The organism is Octadecabacter algicola (genome assembly GCF_021532625.1).
Taxonomy (GTDB): domain Bacteria; phylum Pseudomonadota; class Alphaproteobacteria; order Rhodobacterales; family Rhodobacteraceae; genus Octadecabacter; species Octadecabacter algicola.
Window position 1 is genome coordinate 957,989 of the sequence record NZ_JAKGAR010000001.1, and the last position, 15,594, is coordinate 973,582.

A 15,594-nucleotide genomic window follows, 5' to 3' on the forward strand; every position below is an offset into this window, starting at 1 on the left:
AGGCGAAGATGGAACTACTTGTTGGAATTGGCGCACTACTGTCCTTGGTCGGGATCATCGGCATCATCTGGAGTGTCGTAAAAGTTCGGCGCGCCAAGGCAAACAGTGCAACAGACGAAGAATTGCGTGCTAAAATTCAAGCCGTTCTTCCGCTGAACCTTGGCGCGTTCTTGCTGTCTGTGCTTGGTTTGATGTGCGTCGTGGTCGGCGTCATTCTAGGCTAACGCGTCAAACCCCTTGGCGTCCTTGATCACAACATCGAGAAGCTCTGGTGGGGCCCAGATTTCGGCGTCTTGCGCCCAGTCCCGCAAATTACTGCGGACCCCGATAAGCCCCATCGTTTGTGCCGCCCGCAATGGGCCACCGTTGCGACGCGGGAACCCAATCCCATGAACTGCCAAAACATCAATGTCCGACGGGCGCTGCACTGCTTGTTCTTCGACGCAATGCGATCCTTCGACGACAAGAGCCCCAACCAAGCGGCGCGCGATTTCATCATTTTGCGCACTGGCGTCGCGCCCACCGAACGGCCCCTTGCGAAAGCCATATGCGACCATCGCCGCGTCAATATCAGCTTCGGAGTACCCTTGCTCCAAAAGGGCTTCGGCGGCGGTGCGCATTGCCTTACGAAGACGTAAAACGACGGCCTTTCCCATCGGCACGACAGGCTTAAAGGCGGCTCCGTCGCGTTCTATCAATGCATCGTCAACTTTTCGTTCCGCCATAAATACATGACGAAGGGCCAAGGATTGCGGATGCGCCAGACAGCGTTCAAATGCATCGCTTTCTAACGTCATGGCCGTCTCGAATGGCAACAAGGCTGCGGCTTCGACACAATCGACAACCCGATCTGGCGCGTGAAGAGGATTAGACGCCAAAGCCGTGCGTGCCTTTGTGATGGCTGCTTGATAGGCGCGACCATCGCGCATGTGGGCTCGGTTGGCGCGTGTCGGACGGGGGCCTTTACCGTTTTCGATCAGACCCTGCGCAAACGCGATCGCTCCAGATCCCAAATCACCTTGAACGATACCGTCAATCAAACCGACCCGCTGTGCGGAACCCGCATCGATTGAATTGGTCGAAATCATCATCTGCAGGGCGCGTTCGGGTCCGATAAGGCGTGGCAGTCTTTGGGTGCCGCCTGCCCCTGGAACAAGGCCCAGCGCGACTTCTGGCAGACCAATCCGTGCGTCTGGCGTTGCCAGCCTGTAATGCGCCGCCAAAACCAGTTCCGCTCCGCCGCCCAACGCTTGGCCTTGAATGGCCGCGACGACAGGTTTCGCGCAATTTTCGATATGATCGCAAAGCTGTCGCAATGATGGTTCCCGCACCGAGCCGCCAAATTCCCGAATATCCGCCCCAGCTGAAAACAAACGGCCCGAAGCCATCAAAACCCCAGCCTTGATGTCTTCATTGCTGTTGATACGGTTGAAGACGTCCCAAAGGCCCGCTCGCATGGCACCAGACAGGGCGTTTACAGGCGGCGCGTCCAGCGTCACGACGGCGACACCGTCCAAGACCCGAAACCTAACCAACTTTGCCATGTACCTACCTTCGTGCAGTCGACTCTGCGCGATCCGTCGCACAGGTTTGCCCCAGAATGCAGGTCCTTTTGCGAAAGGGAAAGCCCCAGTTTTCAGACCACATCCAAATGTGACCACTGGACGCCGCAGGCAGCGCCGCCTAAAAAGCCACTATGGATATTCGCCCGCTTACCCCCGCCTACGCCGTGTCGCCACAAATCAACCCCGAAGACCTGCCTGCTATCGCTGCAGCTGGGTATACAACGGTGATTAACAATCGGCCTGACGAAGAGAACCCGCCGTCCCATCAAAATGAGGCTATGAAAAAAGCCGCCAAAGATGCAGGCATCACGCTGGTGACCCTTCCGGTTTCGCATGCGACACTAACGCTCGAAACGGTTGCAGCCCAAAAAGAGGCCATTGCCGCATCCACTGGACCGGTCCTTGCTTATTGTGCTTCTGGTAACCGCTGCACGATTGTTTGGGCCTTGGGTCAAGCTGGCCAAATCGAAACTGACGAGATTGTACAGATCGCCGCAAACAACGGTTACAACCTAAACCAACTTCGCGGCCAGTTGGACATGCTTGCACAACAAGGGTGATCTTAGGATCGTCTATCATTCGACCATATCAGTCGCCAAATCACCCTTGATCGACGCCGGTTGCCCTTTCGCAAGGTTTTGAACCTGAGCGGGTTTTGGGATGTCGTCCTGCAATTGCATATCTATGATTTCGGTTCGCACAGCGCGTTTTCCGGCCACTTGTCCCAACCGCGCAGAGGCAACGGACTCACCGGCGGGACCTGTTAATGTCACAGATCCGACGGTTGCCCCAGCGAGGGTCATCACCTGCCCGACCTCAAAGCGTTCAATCTTACTGATCGGCAAGGAAAACTTCGTCAAAACTGCGTCTAGATCAACGGACGCTTCTTCGAGAGCAACGCGGAGCTTTGTTGTCCATTCGATCCCTTCATTCTTGGCAGCTGGAGCTTTTTCCACTTTAGGACGTATCGCGATCAACACTTCACCTTGGTGTTCGCCCCCTGCGATATGGACCGTCACGCGCCACACGCGATAACTCCCCTGAATCATCATTAAGCCAGCCGTGCGCAAATCTTCCATTGGGCCGATATCATAGGCTGCCGGATCAATATCATCTTGCCCAAAACCCGTGTCCGCCAGTTCTTTAAGGAGTTTGTCTGCAAACGGGACCGACATTACTGCATCTGTTCTGGTGACTTTGCGTTGTTCTTTCGCTGGTGGCAGCAGATGCCCCATCGTTTGCATTTCGACCAAGGCAGACCGCAACGGCGGGTCTATTAAGAATACGCCCGAGAGCCCAGCGCTACCAACATCCCGAAGCCCTAGAACGATCCAGTCCTCTGGCCCGTCCTCAATCAGGTTTTCGGCTTCGCTGTCCTCAACGGCGACACTGCTGACAGAGGCGGACAGGCCGACCGTTTCATCCAAAGCCCGTGGCAAAGCCCGCCGCATCTGCCGGACTGGGGAACTTGGCTTTGTTTCTTCGGGTTTGGATGCCGCGTCAGGCGGCGCAAGACCCATTTTTCGGGAGAGAATTGGGTTTATCCCATCCATGGTGACGTCCTACTTGGCGTTGCATAGCCCGTCATAACTCAATCAAGGTTACCAACCTGCTAATATTCCACAAGATTTAGTCGATTGCGGATACAGCGTTAGTCTGTCGGGATCGTAACCCGGAAAGCTGCGCCGCCTTGCCCCGGAAGGTATGCGATCCCACCGCCAATTGCCGTCATAATCTGACGACAAATCGCGAGACCAAGCCCCGCACCGCCAGCTTTGCCTTCATCCTCTAAACGTGAGAATTTCTCAAAGATTACCGACTGGCTTTCTTGTGGAACGCCCGTGCCGTTGTCGCAGAAATCGACTGCCAGTTGGCCGTCCATCGGGCGCACGATGATCCGCAATTCCGGTTCATCCGCATCACAATACTTGGCCACATTGCTGATAAGGTTGATAAACACCTGTGACAAACGATCCATATCGGTCGACAGCGTTACCGCCTCAGCATTCGCACGCCGAGAGATCGAAACCTTCGTTTCATCAATCCCCGACGCCAAGACCGCGCGATCAATAACATCCGCCAATGTGCCCTCTCCGATATTGAGCTGCACCTGCCCGCTTTCCAAAACACCCAAATCCAGCAGGTCATCAAGCAAGCGCGTTAGGCGATTGGTCTCATCGTGGATGATCCCCGCAAACCGCCGACGTGCATCTCCATCGACTTCGCCATCACGCAGAATATCCGAGAATGACCGGATCGAGGTCATAGGGGTTCGCAATTCATGGCTGATCTGACTAAGGAACGCGTCCTTCTGGATCGACAGTGCCGTCAACTTGTCATTGGCTTCTCGCAAAGCGCGGGCGGTGCGTTCTTGTTCGGCGCTCTTGGCTTCGAGCTGGTTGGAATATTCAACGATTTGCGCGGTTTCATCGGCCACCGCCATAAGGTCATCAACGGAAACTGTGGCGCCTTCCGTCAGCTGACCGATCATCGCATGCGCCGCCGCCGCCCCAATAGAGCCAGACATTTCGCGTTCCAACTTACCAATAAAATCTGGCGTCACGTCCGGCAGAAAACCTGACTTACCCTGCATCTGTGCTTCGGCACGGAAAACCGTCTGAGCTTCGGCGCTCCCCAAGATCCGCTGGGTCATGACCAGTAAATCTTCGGCTTGGGCTGCAGATTGGGACCAAGCGCGCGCATCGCTCGAGTAGTCGTAGACATTGACAAATTGTGCACCTTGCAGGCGCTCAAGCGGGTTCGGGAACGTCAAGACGGACACCAGAACCACTGCACCAGAATTCAACAACATCGACCAGAACGCGACATGCACCAACGGATCAATTCCTTCGATCCCGAATAACGCATGGGGGCGCAGCCAATTGATCCCGAAGGGACCGTTGTCGAACACCGCCTGAGAGATCACCCCATCAATCCCGAAACTCGGCAGGAACTGCGTCCACGCCCAAACCGCGAACCCAATTGCGATCCCTGCCCCAGCGCCCCAGCGGTTTGCACCCCGCCAAAAGACGCCGCCGATCATTGCCGGAAGAACTTGCATGATGCCCGTAAAGGACACCAAGCCGATCGCGGCGAGTGCAGTGCCACCACCAGACAAGCGGAAGTATATATATCCCAAGGTCATAATGACCCCAATCGCGATGCGTCGCGATGCGACCACCACGCCACGGACGTCACCGCTTACGGCGGCACCCGTCGTGCGGGACGTCAACCAGCTTGGGGCGACAATGTGGTTACTGACCATTGTCGCCAACGCCAATGTCGCGACGATCACCATGGAAGTCGCCGAAGAAAAGCCCCCCAAAAACGCGAGGATCGCCAGCCCTTCTCGTCCCTCGCTAAGGGGCAAAGTGACCACGAAAAGATCGGGGTTTGATCCTTCCGGCATCAGGTCCAACCCAACAACAGCAATGGGAACCACGAAAAGGCTCATGAGCATCAAATAGGTCGGAAACGCCCAACTTGCTGTTCCCAAGGCCCGCTCGTCTGAGTTCTCAACGACAAGAACCTGAAACATCCGCGGTAAACACAGGAATGCAGCACCGGATACAAAGATGAGGCCAATCCAACGGCTTGGGCTTGGAGCCCATTGTGATTGCGCCGACGCGTCGATGAGATCCATCGTCGCGCCAACACCGCCGGCAACGCCCCAAACCACAAAGATACCGACCGCGATAAGAGCAAAGAGTTTCACCACTGCTTCGACAGCGATGGCCAAAACGATCCCGTCATGACGTTCATGCGCGTCCAAATTTCGGGTGCCAAACACCACCGTGAAGACGGCCAGACCAATCGCGACCCACATCGCCGCCCCATCCAAATCCCGCTGGGCCCAAACTTCGCCACTGCCTGCCGCAAATACCGCGATGGATTGAGTAACCGACTGAAGTTGCAACGCAATATAAGGTGTGATGCCGATAATCGCCAAGACTGTAACCATAACACCCAGCCCAGTTGATTTGCCAAACCGCGATGAGATCAAATCCGCAATAGATGTTAGGCGTTGCGCCCGACCAATCCGCACAAGTTTACGAACCAACCACCACCAACCGATCATGACCAATGTTGGCCCAAGATAGATTGTCAGGAACTCCAGCCCTGATCTGGCAGCGTAGCCCACAGCACCGTAAAACGTCCAAGCCGTGCAATAGATGCTGAGTGAAAGTGTATAAATGGCCGACGAACGCAGCCATCCCGTTTTCCCCAATGCCGCCCGCCGTTCAGCCACAAAGGCCACAATGAACAGAAACGCAACATAGAGCAGCGAAACGAGGACCAGCAGGTTAAACGAAATCATTCGCTACCTCTTTCATCGGTGCCTTCATCCCCGTCAATGGAATCCGAAACCCGCAGGACAAGGTTCAGCACAAACGCCAAGACCGCAAGAATAACCCAAAGCGCAAAGAGATAGATCATGCTGGAACTGGTCAGGCTTTGATCCAAAGTCTCGCGGGGCCACATCAATGGAAAAACCATAAAGACCGCACCGAACAGCGGCAGCCAACGGGCCGCATCTCGAAATCGGCGTTGCCGGTAGTTGCTTCGCTCCAGAAACTTGGTCCGCGGTCCCGTTTTGATCGGTGACTTGGGCGGGCTGTCATTGGGCGGAGCTTGCGTCATGATGTGCTTAGGAGCCTGCCAACGCGCGAACGCTTTCTAACACTTCGGCATTTGAAAACGGTTTGGTCATGAATTGCGTCGCCCCAAGGCCAATCGCAAGTTCGCGATCCTTGGCCTGCCCCCGTGCGGTCAACATCATAACCGGAGTGTCCTTGGTTTCCGCAGCTGCGCGCAAATCACGCAAGATATCGTAACCGGAGCGGCCTGGCAGCATGACGTCCAAAATGATCAAGTCAGGGACACCCTGCATAACCTTCTCGATAGCAGTTTCCCCGTCCGAATGGGTATGAACGGTCCAACCATCACGGCTCAGAATATAGCTGACGGCCTCAATTATATTTGGCTCGTCTTCAATTAGCAGGACACGTTGCCCCATATAGCTTCCTCCCCCAAAAGCGACGAACACCTCCCCAGTGTTCGCATATAACTATCGCGGGTTGAGGCCATAGTGTCAAAGGCAGGATGCCGTTTATCCCTTAGGTTGCACCACACTAGGCTGCCGGCGACTGGTACAGCCCTCAACGGTGCAAATTCTACAGCCAGGGCCTACAGGGTTTGGCGCCTCATCGCTCTGGGCGGGGCGAACCAACATTGTCGCCTCAATCCGCGGAGGCACCCCGAAAGCGACCGGCCCCACGGGGGCTGCAATCGAGAAACATTCAAAGGTCGTTCGCGCGGCTCCACTCATACGAGCTACACTTCGCAATGCGTGACCCGGTTGAGAGAGCGCTTGGAACAGCGGCCACAAAGGACATGCCGACCCCGCACGTGGCAACCGGAAATCCAGAATGGGTTTTTGGAACGTAATGACCCCTGCGCTATCACACCTGACCAACCCCATAGGAGGAACCGCTGCCGACGCCGGAAGCTGCGCCAATCTCCGCAAGATTAACTCAACAGGCACATCAAACCGCGCCGCCAATCGCGCAGGGTCAAAGGCCATTTGCTCTGCAGCAGGGCTAAACTGTGCAAGCGGCAATCTAGCGGCGTCAGCGATGTAATCCCGTGCCCAGCCCGAAGCAATTTCACCTGCGACGCCATCGACACCGTCCGGCCAATCGGGTTCATCTCCGTTTTCACACTCGGGAAAATGAAACCCACGCGCAGCAAAAAGGGCTTCTGCCTGCTCGACGACGGTCGAGACGTCCGATGGGTCACCGCCGGTTTCGATATCCAGTAACCCCAGCAATGCCTGCGAACTTTCGGCCAATCGGGCACTGTCGGTGTCAATGTTGGTGTGGAACCTGCCTTGCCATTCTGAATCTAGATCAGGGGTTTCAACCAAGATTGATGCGGTTGATCGAATAGCCGTCGCCGTGGAGATGACCTCGTGCAGGGACGTCGCGATTTTGGTGTCATGGGCCAGACGGTTTGCCAAAGCGTCGACTTTGGCCGTGAGCCGCTCGATATGGGCCTGTTGCGAATTGATGACCCCTGCCCACCCCGGAAATCGCGATGCAAACTCTTCTGCACTTTCGGCCCCGACGGCCAGACTAGGAAACTCTACCGCCGCTACCTTTAGGGGCGTGATCACGGATGCGGATGTCTCGTCTTCGAGCTGTGCCTGATCAATTTCAAGGACCCGAGCAAGCCCCCCCAAAAGCTTACCGCCGATTCTGCGGCGATTGTGTTCAATAAGGTTTAAGTAGGATCCAGAAATCCCAACTCGCTCGGCAACTGCGGATTGTCGAAGCCCCAAATCCAGTCTGCGATTTCGAACACGAGTGCCTGTAAGTATGCGATCCGCCATTAAGAATCCTTTAGTGTTTTCATCAGCATGCTGCAGCGCATTGACAAGATATTTACAAAATACCGCAATGCAGCGTCGAAGTCTTTACAAAAATAACCTTTCTCGTAGAGGCCTTGTTGTGAAATTTTCTAATCCCCCCTCTAATGATCACGCTACTAAAAGCACGTGCGGATCTAGCTGGGAGGCTTTCCGCATTTCTCTAGGGAGGATACTATATGTCCAAATCAAACTTCACACGTCGTGGTGTGCTTAAGACTGGTGCCGTTGCTGGCGCTGGCATGGCGCTTCCACAATACTTGCGCGCTCAAGAGTCCGGCTTCACGAACGCGCCTGGCGCAAGCGAAGTCACATTCGGCTTCAACGTTCCACAAACTGGTCCATACGCGGACGAGGGTGCGGACGAACTTCGCGCATACGAACTTGCTGTTGAGCACATCAACGGCGGTGGCGACGGCGGCATGCTGAACACGTTCAGCTCCAAGGCGCTCGACGGCACAGGCATTTTGGGCCGTGAGCTCAAGTATGTAACTGGCGACACACAGACCAAATCCGACGCGGCGCGCGCATCTGCACGTTCCATGATCGAAAAAGACGGCGCAATCATGATTACTGGCGGGTCTTCCTCCGGTGTGGCTGTTGCTGTTCAGGCTCTGTGTCAAGAAGCTGGCGTCATCTTCATGGCTGGCCTTACACACTCCAACGACACAACTGGTAAAGACCGTAAAGCGAACGGTTTCCGCCACTTCTTCAACTCCTACATGACCGGCGCTGCTCTCGCGCCAGTTCTTGCAGCTCAGTATGGCACAGACCGTAAGGCCTATCACCTGACAGCTGACTACAACTGGGGTTACACAACAGAAGAAGCCATCCGCGCATCTACAGAAGCTGTTGGTTGGGAAACTGTAAACTCTGTCAAAACACCACTGACACAGACAGACTTCTCCTCCTACATCGCACCTGTTCTGAACTCAGGTGCTGACGTTCTGGTTCTGAACCACTACGGCGGGAACATGGTCAACTCTTTGACTTCTGCTGTTCAGTTCGGTCTTCGTGAAGCTCAGGCCAATGGCCAAAACTTCGAAATCGTTGTTCCACTGTTCTCTCGTTTGATGGCACGTGGTGCCGGTGAAAACATCAAGGGTATCCTTGGTTCCACTGGCTGGCACTGGTCCCTGCAGGATGAAGGTTCCCAAGCGTTCGTTCGTTCCTTCGGTACTAAGTACGGCTTCCCACCATCCCAGGCTGCACACACATGCTACGTACAGACACTTCTGTATGCAGATGCTGTTACACGTGCTGGCTCTTTCGCACCTTGTGCGGTTGCTGAAGCTCTCGAAGACTTTGAATTCGACGGCATGGGCAACGGTAAGACACTTTACCGTGGCGCAGACCACCAGTGCTTCAAAGACGTGCTCGTTGTGAAGGGTAAAGAGAACCCAGAGTCCGAGTTCGACCTTCTTGAGATCGTCGAAGTCACACCTGTTGATCAGGTTATGTACGAGCCAGATCACCCACAGATGGGCGGCGCTGAAGCCACCCTCGGTGAGTGTAACAACGGCGCGTAAGCGACTGTTCTCAAAACACTTCGGATGCGCGGCTTTGGTCGCGCATCCACACCAAAACGTTGCACCCCCCTTTCCTATTTCTCCTGAACCGAGGCGCCGTCCATGGACCAGATCATCGTTCAAATTCTCAACGGTCTAGACAAGGGCTCCGCTTATGCGCTGATTGCTCTTGGTCTGACCCTCATTTTCGGCACGCTCGGTGTTGTGAACTTTGCGCACGGCGCGTTGTTCATGCTGGGCTCTTTCTGTGCCGTTATCCTGTCACGTCTTTTGTCATCGTCGCACGAAGTTGCCGATCCTGACCGCCTGGACTTTCTGGGCAATCCCGCGATGAACAAAGTGTTCTACGTCCAAGACATTTTTGGTGAAGCCGCCGGCGCCGCCATTATGGACTGGGCTGTGCCTTTGGCGATCCTGTTCTCTATTCCGGTTATGATCGGTGTCGGGTTCATCATGGAACGCGGCTTGATCAAGCACTTCTACAAGCGCCCACACGCGGATCAGATCCTTGTGACCTTCGGCCTTGCCATCGTTTTGCAGGAAATCATCAAGTACTTCTTCGGAGCAAACCCGATCCAGACCCCTGCCCCTGAGGCGTTCAAAGGCTCTTTGGATTTCGGTGTGTTCCTTGGCTACGAAGCCAACGCGATCATGTATCCGTACTGGCGCTTGGTCTACTTCTTCTTCTCCGCTGTTATCATCGCCGCTGTGTTCGCTTTCTTGCAGTTCACCACCTTCGGGATGGTTGTGCGTGCCGGTATGGCTGACCGTGAGACAGTTGGCCTTCTGGGCATCGACATCGACAAACGCTTTACATTCATGTTCGGCCTTGCAGCCGCGGTCGCAGGTGTTGCCGGTGTTATGTACGCGCCTATTGTTGCTCCAAACTACCATATGGGCATGGACTTCTTGGTTCTCAGCTTTGTTGTGGTGGTTGTGGGCGGCATGGGCTCGCTGCCTGGTGCTGTTGCTGCAGGCTTCCTGCTCGGCATTCTGGAAAGCTTTGCCTCGATGCCCGTCGTCGTCGATATCCTTCCAGGTATCAACCAAATCATCATCTACCTTGTCGCAATCGTTATCTTGTTGACCCGCCCTCGTGGCCTGATGGGTCGCAAAGGCGTGATGGAGGACTAAACCCATGCTCGGACTAACTAAACAAGACAGCAAACTTATGCTGATCGTCATCGGGCTTGTCGTTTTCGCGCCCTTTATTCTCAACCCCTTCCCTGAAGGTTCTGCTATGGCGCAGTTCAACGCGGGTTACCCCGACTTGATGCAGCGTTTCGTGATCTTCGGTATCTTTGCGATTGGGTTTAACCTGCTGTTCGGCCTCACTGGCTACCTCAGCTTTGGACACGCCGCTTTTCTGGGTGTCGGTTCCTACGCAGCGATCTGGTCGCTGAAGCTGATTACCCTGAACGTTCTTCCAGGGATCGTCTTTGCGATCATCGTTGCAGGTGCCTTTAGCTTTGTGGTCGGCTATGTGTCACTGCGCCGCTCGGGTATCTACTTCTCGATCCTGACATTGGCTTTTGCGCAGATGTCTTATGCCCTCGCCTACTCCGTTCTGACGCCTATCACCGGTGGTGAAACAGGCCTTCAGATCAAGAACACCGACAATCCTTTGATTGGTGGACCTACAGATGGCAGCATCGGCCGCGCGAACCTTTTCGGGGCTGAGATGGGCAATTCGTTTGAGCTCAACATCGGCAGCTGGTTGTTCACATTCAACCTTGGTTACTACATCGCCGCTGCCTTTATGCTGGTCGCGTTCTACCTGAGTATCCGTATCTTCCGCTCCCCTTTCGGGATCATGCTGCGGGCTGTTAAGTCCAACCAGCAACGGATGAACTACACGGGTCTGACGCCAAAGCGCTACACGCTCTCCGCGTTTGTCATCTCCGGCATGTTTGCTGGTTTGGCGGGTGGCCTGATGGTTGCGATGGATACCCAAGTTGGCCCAGAACGCATGTTCTGGACAGCCTCCGGTGAGGTCGTGATCATGACCATCCTTGGCGGTGCTGGTACTCTGCTAGGTCCAGTTCTCGGCGCGGGTTTCATCAAGTACATGGAAAACATCGTGTCCAAGATCAACAAAGACATCCTGCACGAATGGTTCGCCTTCATGCCTGATGGTCTTGAAGATGCGATGGTTGCCTTTGTCTATCCGTTCATCGGTAAAGGCTGGCACCTGACACTTGGCATCATGTTCATGTTGGTCGTGATCTTCCTTCCTGGTGGTCTCGTAGAAGGTGGTCAACGTATCGCCGCTAAGTTCCGCCGCACCAAAAACGCTGAAACGCCTGACGGCGCCAGCAAGCCCGCAGAATAAGGAGCCGAAACAATGGCACTACTTTCAGTAAAAGGCGTGAACAAACGCTTCGGTGGTCTGCAAGCCCTTGGTGATGTGAACCTTGATGTTGCAGAAAACACCTGCCACGCAATTATCGGCCCGAATGGGGCCGGTAAATCCACCCTCCTCAACGTGTTGGTTGGTAAATTGATCCCAGATTCCGGTTCGGTCGTGTTTGACGGGCAGTCGGTTCTGGGGCGCAAGCCGCACGAAATCAACCAGATGGGCATCAGCCGCGTTTTCCAAACACCTGAGATCTTCGCGGACCTCAGCGTTATGGAAAACATGTTGATCCCGTGCTTTGCGAAACGTGATGGTGCATTCCGTATGCATGCCATCGAAAGCGTTCGTCACGAATCCGACATGATCGAAAAAGCCGAAGCCATGTTGGACGAAGTGAAAATGCTCGATAAGCGCGAGATGACCGCATCGTCCATGTCCCGTGGTGACAAACGTCGCCTCGAGATGGCCATGTGTCTGGTGCAGGAACCTCGCCTACTGTTGCTCGATGAACCAACAGCCGGCATGGCCCGTGCAGATACGGAAAACACGATTGAGTTGCTGAAAACGATCCGTAAGGAACGTGGTGTGACAATGGCGATCATCGAACACGACATGAACGTTGTGTTCTCTTTGGCGGAGCGGATCACTGTTCTTGCCCAAGGTACGCCACTGGTCGAAGACACGCCAGACAACATCAAAGGTCACCCAAAAGTCCGCGAAGCCTACCTTGGCGAAGCGCAGGTCTAAGGAATTATTATGACACACGTTGAACATCTGGACGCCGAAGGCTCCTTTAACAAAAACCGGAATATGGCTGCGACTGCTCCTAAATTCCTTAGCGTTTGGGACATCGAAGCTTACTACGGCGAAAGCTACATCGTTCAGGGCGTTAGCTTTGATATCCACGAAGGCGAAATTCTCGCCCTACTGGGCCGCAACGGTGCGGGCAAAACATCCACTTTGCGCACAATCGCACGAATGGATGATCCCCAACTGAAGCACGGTGAGATCTGGCTGGACCACAAACCACTTCACGAGATGCGGTCACACGAAGCATCGCAGGCTGGTATTCAGCTGGTGCCGGAAGATCGTAACATTATTCCCGGTCTGACCGTGGAAGAGAACCTCAAGCTGGCGCAAATCGCACCACCTAAGGGTTGGTCTTTGGACCGCGTTTACGACCTGTTCCCGCGCCTTAAAGAACGCCGCAGTCAAGAAGGCGTGACGCTTTCTGGTGGTGAACAACAGATGCTTGCCATCGCTCGGGCCCTATGCCGGGACATCAAAGTTCTGCTTCTGGATGAACCATACGAGGGCCTCGCCCCTGTTATCGTTCAGGAAATTGCCAAAACACTGGAACTGATCCGCGACCAAGGTATCACAACAGTGATCGTTGAGCAGAACGCCGTTGCCGCGCTTAAGCTGGCTGACCGCGCTGTGATCCTCGACATTGGTAAGGTCGTCTATGACGGCTCTGCAAAAGAAGTGCTCGAAGACGAAGCTCTTCGCTCCAAGTACCTCGCTATCTGATCATATTGCGGGGTCACCTTGGCCCCGCAATTACCATACCGTACCCATATGGTTTCCATATGCATTCCATACGGGTTCCCTATTGCTCTTTCGACCTAAGGAACGCCCATGTCAAAGACCTACCCCCCCACCGCAGAAGTTGCCAAACGCGCCCATATCGACGCTGCTGGCTATGCTGAAATGTATGCTAAGTCAGTGTCCGACCCAGAAGGGTTCTGGGGTGAGCACGGCAAGCGTATTGACTGGATCAAGCCCTACACCAAGGTAAAGAATACGTCCTTTGAGCCGGGCAATATCGATATCAAATGGTTTGAAGACGGCACGCTGAACGTCAGCGCCAACTGCGTGGACCGCCACGTTGCGACTCGTGGTGATCAGACGGCGATCATCTGGGAACCGGATGATCCAAACACAACAGAATCCATGCACATCACATATGCTGAACTTCAAGTTCACGTTTGTAAGATGGCAAATATCCTTCAGGAATTGGGCGTAGGCAAAGGCGACCGTGTTGTCCTTTATCTCCCGATGATCCCAGAAGCCGCCTACGCCATGTTGGCCTGTGCGCGGATCGGTGCGATCCACTCAATCGTTTTCGCTGGCTTTTCGGCAGACGCGCTTGGCGCACGGATCAACGGATCTGACGCCAAAGTTGTCATTACGGCTGACCACGCGCCACGTGGTGGTCGCTCTACCCCATTGAAATCTAACTGTGATACGGCACTGCTGCATTGCAAAGAGAGCGTCAAATGTCTTGTTGTGAAACGCACCGGTGAGCAGACCACATGGACCGATCGTGACTATAGCTACAATGACATGTTGCTTGAGGCTGACGACTACCAAAAACCAGAAGAGATGAACGCAGAAGACCCGCTGTTCATTCTATATACGTCTGGTTCTACAGGTCAGCCAAAGGGTGTTGTTCACACGACGGGTGGATACCTCGTTTATGCGGCGATGACGCAGCAATACACGTTTGATTATCACGACGGCGACATTTTCTGGTGTACCGCTGACGTTGGTTGGGTCACCGGACACAGCTACATCGTGTACGGTCCACTGGCGAACGGTGCGACAACGATCATGTTTGAAGGTGTTCCAACTTACCCTGACGCGGGTCGTTTCTGGGAAGTTTGTGCCAAGCATAAGGTCAACCAGTTTTACACGGCGCCGACAGCTATTCGCGCCCTGATGGGCGCTGGTAACGACTGGGTTGAAAAGCATGACTTGTCCGACCTGCGCATTCTTGGGTCCGTGGGTGAACCGATCAACCCTGAAGCTTGGAACTGGTACAACGAAGTGGTTGGCAAAGGAAACTGCCCGATTGTGGATACCTTCTGGCAAACAGAAACAGGCGGTCACATGCTGACCCCCCTCCCCGGAGCAACAACATTGAAGCCGGGTGCCGCACAGCAACCATTCTTCGGAGTTCAGCCCGTGGTTCTGGACCCACAATCTGGCGTCGAAATCGAAGGCAACGGCGTCGAAGGCGTTCTTTGCATCAAAGACAGCTGGCCGGGCCAAATGCGGACCGTCTACGGCGACCATGAACGCTTTGAGAAAACGTACTTCGGCGATTACGCTGGCTACTACTTCTCTGGGGACGGCTGCAAACGTGACGAAGATGGCGATTACTGGGTCACGGGCCGCGTGGATGACGTGATCAACGTATCCGGTCACCGCATGGGCACCGCAGAAGTCGAATCTGCTCTTGTGGCGCACGTCAAAGTCGCCGAAGCCGCCGTTGTTGGCTATCCGCACGACATCAAAGGCCAAGGCATCTACGCTTACGTCACTTTGATGAACGGCGAAGAACCAACTCCAGAACTGCGCAAGGAGCTCGAGGTTTGGGTTCGTTCCGAGATTGGCCCAATCGCAAAACCAGACCTGATCCAATGGGCCCCCGGATTGCCAAAGACCCGTTCAGGCAAAATCATGCGCCGAATCTTGCGCAAGATTGCAGAAGACGACTTTGGTGCCTTGGGGGATACATCCACATTGGCGGATCCGTCGGTTGTGGATGATCTGATCGAAAACCGGATGAATAAATCCGACTAAGACCACCGCTTTGGTAACAAAAAAGTCGCGCAGCATGTGCCTGCGCGGCTTTTTCTACGTCTGCTTCATACTTTCTTAAGGCCTCGCACCCCATATTTTCATTGGTGGGGGCTCCTTTTGAGTATTGGA

14 protein-coding genes and 1 pseudogene are annotated in these 15,594 nt (G+C 54.6%); 9 read left to right on the forward strand and 6 right to left on the reverse strand.

The window, feature by feature from the left end; all coding sequences use genetic code 11:
• The first annotated feature begins 8 nt into the window (after positions 1-8).
• Positions 9-224 (forward strand): hypothetical protein, encoded by a 216-nt coding sequence (locus L0666_RS04695; RefSeq protein WP_235259161.1) that lies wholly within the window; start codon positions 9-11, stop codon positions 222-224.
• Here L0666_RS04695 and L0666_RS04700 read toward each other — a convergent pair.
• On the reverse strand, positions 216-1,544 hold the full coding sequence (locus L0666_RS04700) for an enoyl-CoA hydratase/isomerase family protein (RefSeq protein ID WP_235259162.1): 1,329 nt from the start codon (positions 1,542-1,544) through the stop codon (positions 216-218). The genes L0666_RS04695 and L0666_RS04700 overlap by 9 nt on opposite strands.
• 152 nt (positions 1,545-1,696) lie before the next feature.
• Here L0666_RS04700 and L0666_RS04705 point away from each other — a divergent pair, with 152 nt between their 5' ends.
• Positions 1,697-2,125, forward strand: a complete 429-nt coding sequence (locus L0666_RS04705) for a protein tyrosine phosphatase family protein (protein WP_235259163.1) — start codon at positions 1,697-1,699, stop codon at positions 2,123-2,125.
• Between the two features lie 15 nt (positions 2,126-2,140).
• On the opposite strand, the gene L0666_RS04710 is transcribed toward L0666_RS04705, so the two are convergent.
• The 5 genes from L0666_RS04710 to L0666_RS04730 form a co-directional block, all read right to left on the reverse strand.
• Positions 2,141-3,118, reverse strand: coding sequence for a FliM/FliN family flagellar motor switch protein (locus tag L0666_RS04710; RefSeq protein WP_235259164.1), 978 nt, complete (start codon positions 3,116-3,118; stop codon positions 2,141-2,143).
• Between the two features lie 98 nt (positions 3,119-3,216).
• Positions 3,217-5,883 (reverse strand): ATP-binding protein, encoded by a 2,667-nt coding sequence (locus L0666_RS04715; RefSeq protein ID WP_235259165.1) that lies wholly within the window; start codon positions 5,881-5,883, stop codon positions 3,217-3,219.
• Positions 5,880-6,206 (reverse strand): hypothetical protein, encoded by a 327-nt coding sequence (locus L0666_RS04720; RefSeq protein WP_235259166.1) that lies wholly within the window; start codon positions 6,204-6,206, stop codon positions 5,880-5,882. The genes L0666_RS04715 and L0666_RS04720 overlap by 4 nt, the downstream gene beginning before the upstream one ends.
• A 7-nt stretch (positions 6,207-6,213) precedes the next feature.
• The gene (locus tag L0666_RS04725) at positions 6,214-6,582 is read right to left on the reverse strand and encodes a response regulator transcription factor (RefSeq protein WP_235259167.1); all 369 of its coding nucleotides are present in this window, start codon (positions 6,580-6,582) and stop codon (positions 6,214-6,216) included.
• A 93-nt stretch (positions 6,583-6,675) separates the two neighbouring features.
• A complete protein-coding gene (locus L0666_RS04730; RefSeq protein WP_235259168.1) occupies positions 6,676-7,956 on the reverse strand; it encodes a short-chain fatty acyl-CoA regulator family protein in 1,281 nt (426 codons plus the stop codon).
• A gap of 215 nt (positions 7,957-8,171) precedes the next feature.
• Here L0666_RS04730 and L0666_RS04735 point away from each other — a divergent pair, with 215 nt between their 5' ends.
• The 7 genes and pseudogenes from L0666_RS04735 (at position 8,172) to acs (ending at position 15,465) form a co-directional block, all read left to right on the forward strand.
• Complete coding sequence (locus tag L0666_RS04735; RefSeq protein ID WP_235259169.1) at positions 8,172-9,521, forward strand: substrate-binding protein; 1,350 nt, start codon at positions 8,172-8,174, stop codon at positions 9,519-9,521.
• 102 nt (positions 9,522-9,623) lie between these two features.
• A complete protein-coding gene (locus L0666_RS04740) occupies positions 9,624-10,655 on the forward strand; it encodes a branched-chain amino acid ABC transporter permease (protein ID WP_235259170.1) in 1,032 nt (343 codons plus the stop codon).
• Positions 10,656-10,659: 4 nt separating this feature from the next.
• Positions 10,660-11,853 (forward strand): branched-chain amino acid ABC transporter permease, encoded by a 1,194-nt coding sequence (locus L0666_RS04745; protein WP_235259171.1) that lies wholly within the window; start codon positions 10,660-10,662, stop codon positions 11,851-11,853.
• 12 nt (positions 11,854-11,865) lie between these two features.
• Positions 11,866-12,384 (forward strand): annotated as a pseudogene (locus L0666_RS04750) (ABC transporter ATP-binding protein); the annotation flags it as partial.
• A gap of 105 nt (positions 12,385-12,489) precedes the next feature.
• Complete coding sequence (locus L0666_RS17375) at positions 12,490-12,624, forward strand: ABC transporter ATP-binding protein C-terminal domain-containing protein (protein ID WP_373412707.1); 135 nt, start codon at positions 12,490-12,492, stop codon at positions 12,622-12,624.
• A 9-nt stretch (positions 12,625-12,633) separates the two neighbouring features.
• On the forward strand, positions 12,634-13,407 hold the full coding sequence (locus tag L0666_RS04755) for an ABC transporter ATP-binding protein (protein ID WP_235259173.1): 774 nt from the start codon (positions 12,634-12,636) through the stop codon (positions 13,405-13,407).
• A gap of 108 nt (positions 13,408-13,515) precedes the next feature.
• On the forward strand, positions 13,516-15,465 hold the full coding sequence (gene acs, locus L0666_RS04760) for an acetate--CoA ligase (RefSeq protein ID WP_235259174.1): 1,950 nt from the start codon (positions 13,516-13,518) through the stop codon (positions 15,463-15,465).
• Positions 15,466-15,594 lie beyond the last annotated feature (129 nt).

Bases quoted from the DNA above. Each gene is read 5' to 3' on its own strand.
- L0666_RS04695 (WP_235259161.1), top strand. From the start codon at position 9: ATGGAACTACTTGTTGGAATTGGCGCACTACTGTCCTTGGTCGGGATC.
- L0666_RS04700 (WP_235259162.1), bottom strand. From the start codon at position 1,544: ATGGCAAAGTTGGTTAGGTTTCGGGTCTTGGACGGTGTCGCCGTCGTG.
- L0666_RS04705 (WP_235259163.1), top strand. From the start codon at position 1,697: ATGGATATTCGCCCGCTTACCCCCGCCTACGCCGTGTCGCCACAAATC.
- L0666_RS04710 (WP_235259164.1), bottom strand. From the start codon at position 3,118: ATGGATGGGATAAACCCAATTCTCTCCCGAAAAATGGGTCTTGCGCCG.
- L0666_RS04715 (WP_235259165.1), bottom strand. From the start codon at position 5,883: ATGATTTCGTTTAACCTGCTGGTCCTCGTTTCGCTGCTCTATGTTGCG.
- L0666_RS04720 (WP_235259166.1), bottom strand. From the start codon at position 6,206: ATGACGCAAGCTCCGCCCAATGACAGCCCGCCCAAGTCACCGATCAAA.
- L0666_RS04725 (WP_235259167.1), bottom strand. From the start codon at position 6,582: ATGGGGCAACGTGTCCTGCTAATTGAAGACGAGCCAAATATAATTGAG.
- L0666_RS04730 (WP_235259168.1), bottom strand. From the start codon at position 7,956: ATGGCGGATCGCATACTTACAGGCACTCGTGTTCGAAATCGCAGACTG.
- L0666_RS04735 (WP_235259169.1), top strand. From the start codon at position 8,172: ATGTCCAAATCAAACTTCACACGTCGTGGTGTGCTTAAGACTGGTGCC.
- L0666_RS04740 (WP_235259170.1), top strand. From the start codon at position 9,624: ATGGACCAGATCATCGTTCAAATTCTCAACGGTCTAGACAAGGGCTCC.
- L0666_RS04745 (WP_235259171.1), top strand. From the start codon at position 10,660: ATGCTCGGACTAACTAAACAAGACAGCAAACTTATGCTGATCGTCATC.
- L0666_RS17375 (WP_373412707.1), top strand. From the start codon at position 12,490: ATGAACGTTGTGTTCTCTTTGGCGGAGCGGATCACTGTTCTTGCCCAA.
- L0666_RS04755 (WP_235259173.1), top strand. From the start codon at position 12,634: ATGACACACGTTGAACATCTGGACGCCGAAGGCTCCTTTAACAAAAAC.
- acs (WP_235259174.1), top strand. From the start codon at position 13,516: ATGTCAAAGACCTACCCCCCCACCGCAGAAGTTGCCAAACGCGCCCAT.